Below are 11,576 nucleotides of genomic sequence, written 5' to 3' on the forward strand. Positions count from 1 at the left end.
CGCGAGTTCGTGAAAGCATTCACAAGCGCACGGACTCCGTGAAAGCATTCACAAACACCCCGGAACAACGATCGGCGCGCATTGGCGTGCCTAGCGAGGAGCAAAACGATGGACTGGCGCGACCGTGCGGTTTGCCGTGACGAGGACCCCGAACTGTTCTTCCCCGTCGGGAACAGCGGTCCTGCCCTGCTGCAAATCGCCGAGGCCAAGGCTGTTTGCCGTCGTTGCCCCGTCACGTCCGAGTGCCTCGCGTGGGCCCTCGAGACCGGACAGGACGCAGGTGTGTGGGGCGGTATGAGCGAGGACGAGCGTCGCGCGCTCAAGCGTCGCAACGCGCGGACCCGCACTCGCACCACCAACGCCTGAGCGCCCGACTGATCCGTCCCGGCAGGACTCCGTGAGCGGAGACGGGCGAGGCCCGTACGGATTCCCGGGGACGCCGTAATCGGACGCGCGACAGCCGGAAAACCGCAACAACCGCACAACACCATCGATCGATCCGCGTCGATGTCGGTCGCGAACGCGATGACCGCGTTCCACAGGGGGGCCGACAGGATCGATCGGAGCACGCTCCCCCGTGTGCACCCGCTATCGACGCACCCAGCGGCAGCGACTCAGCGACGGTATTTCAACGGGACTCGCAGCACCGCCTCGGTACCCCGCTGATCACGCCCGCGCAAACTCAACGACCCGCGGAGTTCCGACTCGACGAGGGTCCGCACGATCTGCAGGCCGAGACGTTCGGCGTGCTCGAGGGAGAAGTCCTTCGGCAGGCCCTGACCGTCATCGGAGATCACCGCGTCCAGCCAGCGCGCCGAACGCTCCGCCTGTACCACGACCTCCCCGCCCTCGCCCTCGGCGAAGGCGTGTTCCAGAGCATTCTGAACCAGCTCGGTAAGCACCATCACCAGCGGAGTCGCCAGCTCCGCCGCGACCTCACCGAAACGCCCCTGCCTGCGTACGGTCACACCGCCGCTCGCGCTGGCGAGGTCACTCATCATCGGAATGACCCGGTCGACGACGTCGTCGAGATCCACTCGCTCGTCGACCGACATCGACAACGTCTCGTGCACCAGCGCGATGGAAGTCACTCGCCGCACCGATTCGTCGAGCGCCTGCCTCGCCGTGTTGTTGCCGGTACGCCGGGACTGCAACCGCAGCAACGCCGCCACGGTCTGCAGGTTGTTCTTGACCCGGTGGTGGATCTCGCGAATCGTGGCGTCCTTGGACAGCAGCGCCCGATCCCGACGTTTGACCTCGGTGACGTCCCGGACCAGCACCAGCGCCCCGGCATCCTGGCCACGCGGCTGCAGCGGCAGCGCACGGAACAACACCGTGGCCCCCTTGGCCTCGGCCTCGATCCGCATTCCCGGTTGACCGTCCAGAGCCTGCCGGATGCGCTGGGACACCTCGTCGGCGTCGAAGGGGTCGGACAACAGCGAACGGGTCAACGAAGCCAGCGGGCCGCCCACGAGGTCCGCGGCGTGGCCCATCCGGTGATACGCCGAGAGCGCGTTGGGACTGGCGAACACCACCGTCCCGGCGCTGTCCAATCGAATCAGACCGTCCCCCACCCTGGGGCTGGTGTGCACGTCCGGGGAGGGTTCGGCGGTGGGAAAGCTACCGTCGGCGATCATCTGGCAGAGATCGGCGGCGCTGCCGAGGTACGAGATCTCCAGCGGACTGGGCACCCGGGGCACCGCGAGGTTGGTGTCCCGACTCAACACCGCGACCACCGAGTCGTCCAGCCGAACCGGAATGGTCTCGCGCCGAACGGGCACCCCCATGTGCCACCGAGGGTCCTCTTCCCGACAGATGCGTTTCTCCCGCACGGCCCGCTGCAGCTGCGGATGGTCCTGGGGGGTCACCGCAGTGCCCACCAGGTCCTCCGAATGGGCCGTCGGCGCCGTTGTGGGGCGCGCCTGCGCCACGCAGAGGAACCGATTGTCCCCCGGATCGTCCTGCCCGACGGGCACCCACAACAGGAAATCGGCGAAGGACAGGTCGGAGAGCAGTTGCCACTCCGCGACGACGAGCTGCAGATGGTCGGCCACCGTTCCCGACAGACCGGTGTGCTCGGCCAACAGATCACTGAGAGTAGACACGATCAGCCCTTTCGACCGCCCCACGACGAACCACGAATCGACGGCACCCGCTCCCGAGCGGTCGCGGCAGGACCCGGCGAAGCACCGGCAGCGGGCGAACGGGAAAACTCGATCAGCCCGGGTTCTCGATCACTGCCAGCAGGTCCCCTTCCCGGACCACGTCGCCCGGGCTGACGGCGATCTCGTCGACCCGTCCCGGGCGCTCGGTGAGCACCGGGATCTCCATCTTCATCGACTCCAGCACGACCACCGAGTCCCCGTTGCCGACCTGATCGCCCGGGGTCACGTCGACGGTCATGACGTTGGCAACCATCTCGGCGCGTATTTCGTGTGCCACCAGCTACCGCTTCCCTTCTGGAACCCGTCCGGCTGACGCTCGACCACCAGGAAACCACGTGGGCAACCGCCCACGAACACCAGGTCACCTCGCATGTCAGACTGTGGGGGGTCGAATTCGAGTCGGATTAGGAGTGCCCAATGGCCAAGCGGGCCCGCAAGAAGAAGGCCGCGCGCAAGAACAACGCCAATCACGGCAAGCGTCCGCTGCGCGGCAAGTGAGGGTTTTTCGCGGACTACACGGCTCGCTCGCGCCACCGCGGCACCATGCCGCGTCCGCGGCCCACAACGAAGTGGCCCCGAACCGGCTGACCGGTTCGGGGCCATCTTTTCGTGTTGTCCGGCTTCTCGTGGCGTCCGGAGAGCGGCTACGGCGCGGCGGAGTCACTCCGTCGAGGAGCTCGGCCTGCTCCGTACCTCGACCGAGGCGCCCTCGGGGCCGTCCTCGACGGTCACCTCGGCCTGGCGCAGCACGTTCTCGCGGATCGAGCTACGCAGCCTGTCGTGCAACTCGGCGGGAGCGTGCTCACCGCCGCACTTGCGGTGCAGCAACTCCTTGAGGTGCTCTTCGATTCCGTAGTGCTCCAGGCAGGAGTTGCACTCGTCGAGGTGCTTGCGCAGCGCGGCTCGCCGCTCCTGGTCGCACTCGTTGTCCAGGAACAGCCACACCTCGGCGAGCACGTCCTCGCAGGAGGCCCGTGGGTCTTCACAACAGCTCACGGCGTGCTCACCTCCCGCTCCTCGGATCGCAGGAAGCCGCGGTCACGCGCCACGTCGGTCAGCATCCCGCGCAGCTGCCTGCGCCCACGGTGCAGCCGGGACATGACCGTGCCGATCGGAGTGTCCATGATCTCGGCGATTTCCTTGTAGGCGAACCCCTCGACGTCCGCCAGGTAAACCACCATGCGGAACTCTTCCGCGAGCTGTTGCAACGCGTACTTCACGTCGGTGTCCGGCAACCTGTCGAGTGCCTCCAGCTCGGCGGAGCGCAGTCCACTGGAGGTGTGACTCTCGGCCTGCGCCAACTGCCAGTCGGCTATCTCGTCGGTGGGCTGCTGCTGGGGCTGTCGCTGACGCTTGCGGTAACCGTTGATGTAGGTGTTGGTAAGGATGCGGTACAACCAGGCCTTGAGGTTGGTCCCCCTGGTGTAGGACTTGAACGCCGAATACGCCTTGAGGTAGGTCTCCTGCACGAGATCCTCGGCGTCGGCCGCGTTGCGCGTCATCCGCAGGGCGGCACCGTAGAGCTGGTCCAGCAGCGGCATCGCGTCACGCTCGAAGCGGGCGACCCGTTGTTCGGCCGTCTCGGTCGCCTCGGATTCCTCCGCCCGAGTGGCCTCGTCCCGCTGCTGCTGCTCACCGGTTTCCGCCGGCTGCTCGTTCTCGGCAGTACTGGCCTGCCCATTGGTACCAGGCACCGGGCTCCTTCCCCGCCACCAAGACGAAAGTGGAGATGGTGACGCCCCCATGCCCTCACCGGCATGAGTACTCTCCCAGGATACCCCGGTACCTTCACGTGCACGCTTCGCGGAATCCCGCGAACCGCGTGACGGCACGCACTCTTTCAAGCTGGGCTGCTGGCCGCCGGAGACGGCCGTACCACTCTGCTCGGTCAACACGTCCCGTGCAACGGTCGACAACGGCACGCTATTCCACCCACCGGTCCGATCCGAGCCACCGCTCGCACTGAACCGCCACCAAGAGCGGCGCCGCGCTCCTAACCCTGCGCGTGAGGCGACTCCCTGTCTGGACAGCGTCAATTTCTCGCGAAATCGCCGCGCCGTCGAAGCGGCCGAGCTCCCAGCACTCCCGCAGGCCGCACTCCGACCACCCTCGCGATCGGCGCCGCCGCGGGTTCTCCGGTGCGGCTCTCGCGAGGAAGGCCCGACGTTGTGTAGGTCGCCTACCCGATGTCGGGCCTCCCGGAGCGAGAGCCGTGCGAGAGGTTCCGCCAAGTGAGCACTCCGCCAGCCGCACTCACCCGCTTCCCTCAGTCGAGGAGGCGCAGAATCCTGCCGAGCCACTCTGCCACGGCACGCGAAACCGCTCCCGTGTCCGCCCGCAACGAGTGGTCCCCTGGAACCAGCACTACCTCACGATTGGTGGACGGTTCCGGTTCGCCGAACGGATCGCTCTCGCCCTGCACCACCAGGGTCGGGACCTCGACCGCGAAGAGCTCGTCACCTCGGTCCTTGTCCGGCTTTCCCGGCGGGCGCAGCGGAAACGCCAGGCACAGCACGGCCGATGCTCCCCCGGCGTCGGCCGTGCGGCAGGCCACCCGCGCTCCGGAGGAACGTCCGCCGAAGATCAACGGAAGTTCGGGGAACCACCGCTGCCCCAGATCCTCGGCCACGGCCAGCCAGCAGGCGTCGAGCTGTCGGGCCGGAGCGGGCGCACGACGTCCGGCCACCCGGTAGGGCTGTTCGACCAGCGCGACGTGCACCCCCGAGGATGTGGCGGTACGCGCCGCGCAGACCAGGTCCTCGGCCTCGAACCCCCCGCCTGCGCCGTGTCCCAGCAGCAACGCCGCACGGCCCTCGGCGGCGCTGTGCAGTTCGGCACGGGCCACCCCGTGCGGAGTGTCCACCTCTACTCTTGTCATGATCCGAACAGCGCGTCCTTCTCGGAGACCGGCTCGGTCAGTCCCGGACTGTTGTTGGCCACGCTGTTGACCGCACGCGAGACGGGGCGCATCCGTAGTCGCTCCACCAGTTCCCCCGAAGGGGGCACCAGCAGATCCGTGACGTCCTGGTTGTCCGGGTCCAGCCATTCCGCCCAGTCCCTGGGCGCGAGCACCAGCGGCATGCGTTCGTGCACCTCGGCGAGCTCACCAACCGCCTCGGTGGTAAGCACGGCACAGCTGACCAGCGGCTCGGCCTCCGGCTCCGCCGGGTCGCGCCAGGTGGCCCAGATTCCCGCCATACCGAGACTGGAGTCGTCCGGGTTGGTGACGTAGTAGGGCTGCTTGGGGCTGCTGTCCCGCTTCCACTCGTACCAGCCGTCGGCAGGCAGCAGGCAACGGTAATAACGAACAGCCCCCCGAAACGCCGGTTTGGTGGCCACGGTCTCGGAGCGGGCGTTGATCATCCGGCTTCCCACCGAGGGATCCTTGGCCCATTTCGGTACCAGTCCCCAACGCATCACACGCACGGTGCGTTCGGAGCGGTCCGGATCGGGAGTGCCCTCGGCGTCCCTCGGGTGCCGCTGAACGATACCGAACACCGGTTTGGTCGGAGCGACGTTGTAGTCGGGCTCCGGCGCCCGGGAACCGGTCTCGTCCCGCGCGTCGAACTCGGCGGCGAGCTCGCTCGGCGCCTTCGACGAGGCGTATCTACCGCACATCGCTTCGCACCTCCACTCCCTCCACCGCGAAGCGGCAGGCCCCGCGGAACCGGAACCCACACTTACCGTCCACGTTGCGGTTATGCTGCCAGTTCCGCCGCGTGCTCGCGCAACCCGCACCTGGTTGACGGGCACCCGCGAAAGCGCACCCGAACTTCCGGGACGGGCGCAGCGTGCGAGACCATCGAGCCATGAGCGCACCCTGGTCCGCCCCACCGGCCCGAGAAGCGGTGCACGCCACCGTCGAGGTCGCGGGCTCCAAGTCCATCACCAACCGGGCCCTCGTGCTCGCCGCGCTGGCCACGGGTCCCTCGACACTGCGATCACCGCTACGCAGCAGGGACACCGAACTGATGGCCGCGGCGCTGCGCACGCTCGGCGTGGAGGTCTCGGACGGACCCGAGGACGAATGGCTTATCACCCCCGGCAAACCGCGCGGCCCGGCGACCGTGGACTGCGGGCTGGCCGGGACCGTCATGCGGTTCCTGCCGCCACTCGCGTCTCTGGCCGAGGGCACGATCACCTTCGACGGGGACCCGCGGGCTCGGGAACGACCGCTGGACACGGTGCTGCGAGCGCTGCGGACGCTGGGGGCTCGGGTGAGCGGCGACAGCCTCCCGTTCACGATCGAGGGGTCGGGCGGAATGGACGGTGGTGAAGTCACCGTCGACGCGTCCGCCTCCTCACAGTTCGTGTCCGGGTTGCTGCTTTCGGCCGCTCGGTACGAGCGCGGTCTGACCGTGCGCCACGAGGGGGAATCGGTGCCGTCGCTGCCGCACATCGCGATGACGGTGCGGATGCTGCGTGCGCAGGGTGTGGACGTGGACGACTCGGAACCCGACACCTGGACGGTGTCACCGGGCGGGATCGAACCGCTGGAGCTGCGGATCGAACCGGATCTGTCCAACGCGGCCCCGTTCCTCGCCGCCGCCGCGGTGACCGGCGGCGAAGTCACCGTGCCCGGCTGGCCCGAGCGAACCACCCAGGCCGGGGACGCGATCCGGTGGATCCTGCGGGAGATGGGGGCCGGGACCCGACTGGACGAACGAGGGTTGACCGTCACCGGCCCGGAACGGCTGCGCGGCGTGGACGTGGACCTGCACGAGATCGGCGAGCTGACCCCGACGGTCGCCGCGCTGGCCGCGCTGGCGCACGGCGAATCGCGTCTGTGGGGGATCGCGCATCTGCGCGGACACGAAACCGACCGGCTGGCGGCGCTGCGCGCGGAGCTGACCGGCCTGGGTACGGAGGTCTCGGAGCATCCCGACGGGCTGACCATCGTTCCCCGGCCGATGCGAGGGGGGCAGTGGCACTCCTACGCCGATCACCGGATGGCCACGGCGGGAGCGATCCTGGGACTGCGGGTTCCGGGAACGGTGATCGACGACATAACGACCACCGGCAAAACACTTCCAGGGTTCGACGAGATGTGGACGAAGATGCTGGGCGGCCTGCGGTGACGGGAGCGGAGCGGTGATGGCCAAACGGGGGTGGCGAGACCTCGACGAGTCCGATGTCCGGGTGCGCCCGAACCGGCGCAACAGCAGACCCCGCAGCAAGCAACGTCCCGGACACTCCGATGCGCTCGTGGGGATGGTGGTGGCCGTCGACCGGGGCAGGTGGACGTGCGCCGTCGACGGTGACCCCCGGCAGCAGGTGGTTGCCATGCGTGCCAAGGAGCTGGGTCGAACCCCCGTAGTGATCGGTGACCGCGTCTGGCTGGTGGGTGACACCTCCGGCGAGCCGGACACGCTGGCCCGGATCGTGCGGGTCGAGGAGCGAACCAGCGTGCTGCGTCGTACCGCCGATGACACCGATCCGTACGAACGAGTGGTGGTCGCCAACGCCGAACAGCTGGTGATCGTGAGCTCGCTGTCGGACCCACCGCCCCGCTCCGGGTTCATCGACCGCTGCCTGGTCGCCGCCTACGCCGGTGGCCTCACCCCGGTGCTGTGCCTGACCAAGGCGGATCTGGCGGCTCCGGAGGATTGGATCTCCGGTTACGCGGAGCTGGGAATCTCCGTGATCACTACCCGCCTCGACGCCGACCCCACGGAACTGCGGGCCGCGCTGGACGGCCGCGTCTCCGCACTGGTGGGACATTCCGGGGTGGGGAAATCGACGCTGGTCAATCGCCTCGTACCCGATGCGGAGCGGGCTATCGGACGAGTCAGCGAGGTAGGCAAGGGCAGACACACCTCGACCTCGGCGGTGGCGATGGCGATGCCCGAAGACATCGGCGGCTGGGTCGTGGACACCCCGGGGATAAGGTCCTTCGGACTGGCACACGTCACCGCGAGCGATCTCGTGGACTCGTTCGAGGACCTTGCCGCGGCGGCTGAGGAATGTCCGCCGAACTGCGGTCATCTCGGCGGTACCGAGGATCCGGACTGCCATCTCGACACGTTCGTGGCCGAGGAAGGTCATCAAGCACAGCTGAACTCGCTACGGAGACTGCTGCGCTCCCGCGCCGGGCGTGACGAGTGAATCAAATTCATAAAATTTGTCGCCGCTTTGTCGCCGCGCGGCGGCCCCATCACATCAGTTCGAGCATGAACGGCACCTCCTGCGGGGCGAACCAGGCCAGCTCGTGATCCTCGGCGTCCCCGAGAGCCAGCTCGGCTTTCTCCTCCCCGAGGTCCGCATCGTCGATGAGCGAAGCCGCCTGCCGCACCGCTTCCTCGGCCTCGGCGGTGTCCACGTGCACCGCGGCGATCTTTTTCCAGGGCACCGGATTGGCCAGCCGAACCACCGCGTGGTCCAGATCCGGCCGCAGCGTGGCCTCCTCGTCCCGCACATCGGCCGAGACCACCACTCGCCGAGGCGGCTCCTCCGCTTCGGCCTCCCGCGAATCACCGAGCTCCGTCGAAATCAGCCGGAGCGAGGCGCGGGCCGCCTCCCGCATGGCCGCGTACTCCAGCTCCTCGGCATCCCCGCTGGAATACGACTCCCGCAGGGCGGAAGTCAGTGCGAAGGCCGTGCCACTCAACGGCCTTAGCCGCTGTTGTTCGAAGAACTCCCGCAGCATCCGCACCGTGGCCGGCAAATAGATCCTCATACCTCGACCGTTCCGATCATCTCTTCAACCGACTCCTCGATCATCGCAGCAAGGACATCCACGTCCGGCATGGCTGCCCTGTCGGCGTTGAGGCCGATGAACAGCCCCCCGTTGTAGGAAGTGATCCCGACGGCCAACGACTGGTTCTTCACCAGCGGGACCACCGGAAATATCTCGGACATCGACGCACCGGCCGCGTACAACGGTACCTGCGGACCGGGAACATTGGTCACCAGCACGTTGAAGAGCCGGTTGGACAGCCCACTGGCGACCCTGGCCCCCAGTGCGTGCAGGGTCGGAGGGGCGAATCCGGAAAGCCGCACCAGCGCGTCCGCTCCCACGGACTGTCCCGATTCGGCGTGGGCACGCATGGCGTGACTCACCTGATGCAGCCTGATGCTCGGGCTGGGTTCGCCCACCGGCAGATCCACCAGGTACGAGGAGACCTCGTCGAACGGGAGGTCGCCGAGTTCGGCGCGCGCCACTGCCGCGGGGCCATCGGCTCGGACCGAGACCGGAACCATCGCGCGAACGGTACTACGAGTGGTTACCGCCTCACCCCGCGAAAGTAACCAGTTCCGGAAAGCCCCGGTGAGCACGGCCAGCACCACATCGTTGATGGTTCCGCCGTGCTGCCGCCGCACGTTCCGGAGGTCCTCGAGCCGCGCCCGAGCAACGGCGAACCGCCGCTGCGACGAAGTGGTCCCGTTCAACGGGGTCCCCGGCGGCGGAACAGCGGCGGTGCGCAGCGCGGAGTAGAGCCCCGCCACGGCTCCCGACAACTTGCGCAGCGTGGCGGTGGCGTCGACGGTGGTGGCACGAATGTTCTCCACCACCTCCCCCGGACGCCGAACAGCCTCCGTGAACGCGTTGACGGCGAGTTGCACGGCACCCGGTTCGGGGCGCGGCAGCCAGGGATCGCTGTGCTCCGCCGGTGAGGCAGCGGGGGTGGTCTGCAGAATCAGCTGACCGATGTCGATAGCACCGATACCGTCGATCATGGCCTGATGAGTCTTCGTGATCACCGCTGTTCGGTCCTCGGAGAGCCCCTCCACCAGGTAGACTTCCCAGAGCGGCCGAGTGGTGTCCAGTTTCCGCGACATCAACCGTTGGGTGAGATCGTGCAGCTGCTCGTCGTTGCCTGGTTTGGGTAGCGCGGAACGGCGTACGTGGTAACTGATGTCGAAATTCTGGTCGTCCACCCAAACCGGTCTGGCGAGCCGACCGGGGATCTGTACGACTTTCTGGCGGTAACGCGGCACCAGTGCGAGCTTGCGTTCGATGAACGAAACCACGCTGTCGTAGTCGAATCCGGAGCTCGGCCGCCGAAAGACAGCCACACCTCCGACGTGCATCGGTGTGGTGTGGTCCTCCAGATACAGGAACGAGGCATCCAGCGCGGACAACCGATCGGACATGGCCGCGATACTGACACACGACGGACACCGAACGAAGCAACGCCGAGCGGCCGTGTAGCGGTGAAGTCCCGGCGAAGAAACCGATCAACGGCGGACCACTTCCGAGCCGCTCGTTCGACGAAGAACGACAACTCTCCGAGAGGAGCCTCGCAACAGTGCCCGAAACCTCACCACGCGACCGGTTCGTGACCGTCTACGGCCGTAAACCGGTGTTGGAAGCCCTGTCCGACCTCGAACTTCGCGTGGACAAGGTCGTTCTCGCCGAGGGAATCAGCGGCAGCATCGTCCGCGAGATCAAGGAAGCGGCCGACGACCGCGCTGTACCGGTGCGGCGCGCCAGCGCGCAACGCGTGAAGGTACTCGCGGGCAACGGACGCCACGACCAGGGTGTGATAGCCGACGTGGTGGCCCGGAAGATGCGTCCGTTGGAGGACGCGCTGGCGGATCCGGCAACCGCCCCCCGCAGCATGCTGCTGCTGGACGGGTTGACCACCCCGGCCAACGTGGGAATGATCCTGCGCACCGCGACGGCTTCGGGCATGGACGGCATCGTGCTGCCGCACCGTGGGGTGGCCAATGTGGACCCGTTGGTGGTCAAGGCTTCGGCGGGAATCGCCTTTCACGCTCCGATCCTGCGCAGCCCGGACGCCGGGACTGCCGCTGAAGCGCTGTCCGAGGCCGGGTATCCGTTGTACTCACTGGATGCCCATGCCGGGACGGATCTCTTCCGAGCGGACTTCCCGAACCGGGCGGTGTTCGTGCTCGGTAGTGAAACGGCCGGTCTCTCGGAGGAAGTGAGTCAACGGATCACGGAGCGGTTGCGCATTCCGATGTACGGCGGGGTGGAGTCGTTGAACGTGGCCGCCGCTGCCGGTGTGATCTGCTACGAACTCGCACGAAGAGCTTCCGACTGAGCCGTATCGGAGAACAACCCATAGTGGGTGCTGCCCTGCCCCGGCGATTTCTAGGGAGGTTGTCGGGGTGTGGGGTGGTGATAGTTGTGTGGCCCGGGCACCGTGGTGGTGTCCGGGCCACACTGTGGGGGGTTGGGTCGGCGGTGTCCGTGTCTCCCACACCCGTGGGGGTGCAGTACCTGGGGCGCTGGAGGGCTTAGCTGCCGGGTTCGGGATGGATGCCGGGCGTGTCTCCTCCGCTGTGGCCACCGACCCAAAGAACCTTGGGGGGCTGTTGGGGGTGTCAGCCGCTGTGTTCAGTTGAAAAGCGTGTCGGGGTGGTGGTTGGGTTGGGAGCCGTATAGTGGTGGCGATGTCTCACGCTTGCGTGTCACATGGTGTGTGTGGGCGGTGTGTTGGGGGG

13 protein-coding genes and 1 rRNA gene are annotated in these 11,576 nt (G+C 67.5%); 5 read left to right on the forward strand and 9 right to left on the reverse strand.

What is annotated here, in order from left to right; all coding sequences use genetic code 11:
* Positions 1–108 precede the first annotated feature (108 nt).
* Positions 109–366: a WhiB family transcriptional regulator gene (locus BM150_RS04570; RefSeq protein ID WP_092629718.1), complete on the forward strand. Its 258-nt coding sequence runs from the start codon at positions 109–111 to the stop codon at positions 364–366.
* A gap of 248 nt (positions 367–614) precedes the next feature.
* On the opposite strand, the gene BM150_RS04575 is transcribed toward BM150_RS04570, so the two are convergent.
* Together BM150_RS04575 and BM150_RS04580 are read right to left on the reverse strand one after the other, a co-directional pair.
* A complete protein-coding gene (locus tag BM150_RS04575; RefSeq protein ID WP_092924286.1) occupies positions 615–2,105 on the reverse strand; it encodes a sensor histidine kinase in 1,491 nt (496 codons plus the stop codon).
* A 112-nt stretch (positions 2,106–2,217) separates the two neighbouring features.
* On the reverse strand, positions 2,218–2,442 hold the full coding sequence (locus BM150_RS04580) for a biotin/lipoyl-binding carrier protein (RefSeq protein ID WP_092924289.1): 225 nt from the start codon (positions 2,440–2,442) through the stop codon (positions 2,218–2,220).
* A 140-nt stretch (positions 2,443–2,582) separates the two neighbouring features.
* Here BM150_RS04580 and BM150_RS25225 point away from each other — a divergent pair, with 140 nt between their 5' ends.
* Positions 2,583–2,663: a 50S ribosomal protein bL37 gene (locus BM150_RS25225; RefSeq protein WP_033374540.1), complete on the forward strand. Its 81-nt coding sequence runs from the start codon at positions 2,583–2,585 to the stop codon at positions 2,661–2,663.
* Between the two features lie 162 nt (positions 2,664–2,825).
* Here BM150_RS25225 and rsrA read toward each other — a convergent pair whose 3' ends face one another.
* From rsrA to BM150_RS04600, 4 genes are all read right to left on the reverse strand, one after another.
* On the reverse strand, positions 2,826–3,161 hold the full coding sequence (gene rsrA / locus BM150_RS04585; protein WP_092924292.1) for a mycothiol system anti-sigma-R factor: 336 nt from the start codon (positions 3,159–3,161) through the stop codon (positions 2,826–2,828).
* Positions 3,158–3,859 carry a sigma-70 family RNA polymerase sigma factor gene (locus BM150_RS04590; protein ID WP_092924294.1) on the reverse strand — a complete coding sequence of 234 codons (702 nt, stop codon included), beginning with the start codon at positions 3,857–3,859 and terminating at the stop codon, positions 3,158–3,160. Before BM150_RS04590 ends, rsrA begins: the two co-directional genes overlap by 4 nt.
* 572 nt (positions 3,860–4,431) lie before the next feature.
* Positions 4,432–5,043, reverse strand: a complete 612-nt coding sequence (locus BM150_RS04595) for an alpha/beta hydrolase family protein (protein WP_092924296.1) — start codon at positions 5,041–5,043, stop codon at positions 4,432–4,434.
* Entirely contained in the window at positions 5,040–5,783 is a 744-nt protein-coding gene (locus BM150_RS04600) for an SOS response-associated peptidase (RefSeq protein WP_092924298.1), read from the reverse strand. The genes BM150_RS04595 and BM150_RS04600 overlap by 4 nt, the downstream gene beginning before the upstream one ends.
* Positions 5,784–5,974: 191 nt before the next feature.
* On the opposite strand from BM150_RS04600, the gene aroA reads away from it, so the two are divergent.
* Complete coding sequence (aroA, locus tag BM150_RS04605) at positions 5,975–7,243, forward strand: 3-phosphoshikimate 1-carboxyvinyltransferase (protein WP_092924301.1); 1,269 nt, start codon at positions 5,975–5,977, stop codon at positions 7,241–7,243.
* Between the two features lie 16 nt (positions 7,244–7,259).
* On the forward strand, positions 7,260–8,270 hold the full coding sequence (rsgA, locus tag BM150_RS04610; RefSeq protein WP_092924304.1) for a ribosome small subunit-dependent GTPase A: 1,011 nt from the start codon (positions 7,260–7,262) through the stop codon (positions 8,268–8,270).
* A gap of 49 nt (positions 8,271–8,319) precedes the next feature.
* Here the strand turns inward: rsgA and BM150_RS04615 are convergent, their stop codons facing one another.
* Both BM150_RS04615 and BM150_RS04620 read right to left on the reverse strand, forming a co-directional pair.
* Positions 8,320–8,841 carry a DUF6912 family protein gene (locus BM150_RS04615; RefSeq protein ID WP_092924307.1) on the reverse strand — a complete coding sequence of 174 codons (522 nt, stop codon included), beginning with the start codon at positions 8,839–8,841 and terminating at the stop codon, positions 8,320–8,322.
* Positions 8,838–10,259, reverse strand: a complete 1,422-nt coding sequence (locus tag BM150_RS04620) for a WS/DGAT/MGAT family O-acyltransferase (protein ID WP_092924310.1) — start codon at positions 10,257–10,259, stop codon at positions 8,838–8,840. The genes BM150_RS04615 and BM150_RS04620 overlap by 4 nt, the downstream gene beginning before the upstream one ends.
* Before the next feature lie 155 nt (positions 10,260–10,414).
* Here BM150_RS04620 and BM150_RS04625 point away from each other — a divergent pair, with 155 nt between their 5' ends.
* The gene (locus BM150_RS04625) at positions 10,415–11,173 is read left to right on the forward strand and encodes a TrmH family RNA methyltransferase (protein WP_092924313.1); all 759 of its coding nucleotides are present in this window, start codon (positions 10,415–10,417) and stop codon (positions 11,171–11,173) included.
* Between the two features lie 135 nt (positions 11,174–11,308).
* Here the strand turns inward: BM150_RS04625 and rrf are convergent.
* Positions 11,309–11,426 (reverse strand): 5S ribosomal RNA (rrf, locus tag BM150_RS04630).
* Positions 11,427–11,576: the final 150 nt, after the last annotated feature.

Source organism: Actinopolyspora alba, assembly GCF_900112765.1.
In the GTDB taxonomy this organism is placed as follows: domain Bacteria; phylum Actinomycetota; class Actinomycetes; order Mycobacteriales; family Pseudonocardiaceae; genus Actinopolyspora; species Actinopolyspora alba.

What these genes read in the sequence shown, in the direction of transcription:
- BM150_RS04570 (WP_092629718.1), top strand. Translation starts at nt 109, where the DNA reads ATGGACTGGCGCGACCGTGCGGTTTGCCGTGACGAGGACCCCGAACTG.
- BM150_RS25225 (WP_033374540.1), top strand. Translation starts at nt 2,583, where the DNA reads ATGGCCAAGCGGGCCCGCAAGAAGAAGGCCGCGCGCAAGAACAACGCC.
- BM150_RS04595 (WP_092924296.1), bottom strand. Translation starts at nt 5,043, where the DNA reads ATGACAAGAGTAGAGGTGGACACTCCGCACGGGGTGGCCCGTGCCGAA.
- BM150_RS04600 (WP_092924298.1), bottom strand. Translation starts at nt 5,783, where the DNA reads ATGTGCGGTAGATACGCCTCGTCGAAGGCGCCGAGCGAGCTCGCCGCC.
- aroA (WP_092924301.1), top strand. Translation starts at nt 5,975, where the DNA reads ATGAGCGCACCCTGGTCCGCCCCACCGGCCCGAGAAGCGGTGCACGCC.
- rsgA (WP_092924304.1), top strand. Translation starts at nt 7,260, where the DNA reads ATGGCCAAACGGGGGTGGCGAGACCTCGACGAGTCCGATGTCCGGGTG.
- BM150_RS04615 (WP_092924307.1), bottom strand. Translation starts at nt 8,841, where the DNA reads ATGAGGATCTATTTGCCGGCCACGGTGCGGATGCTGCGGGAGTTCTTC.
- BM150_RS04620 (WP_092924310.1), bottom strand. Translation starts at nt 10,259, where the DNA reads ATGTCCGATCGGTTGTCCGCGCTGGATGCCTCGTTCCTGTATCTGGAG.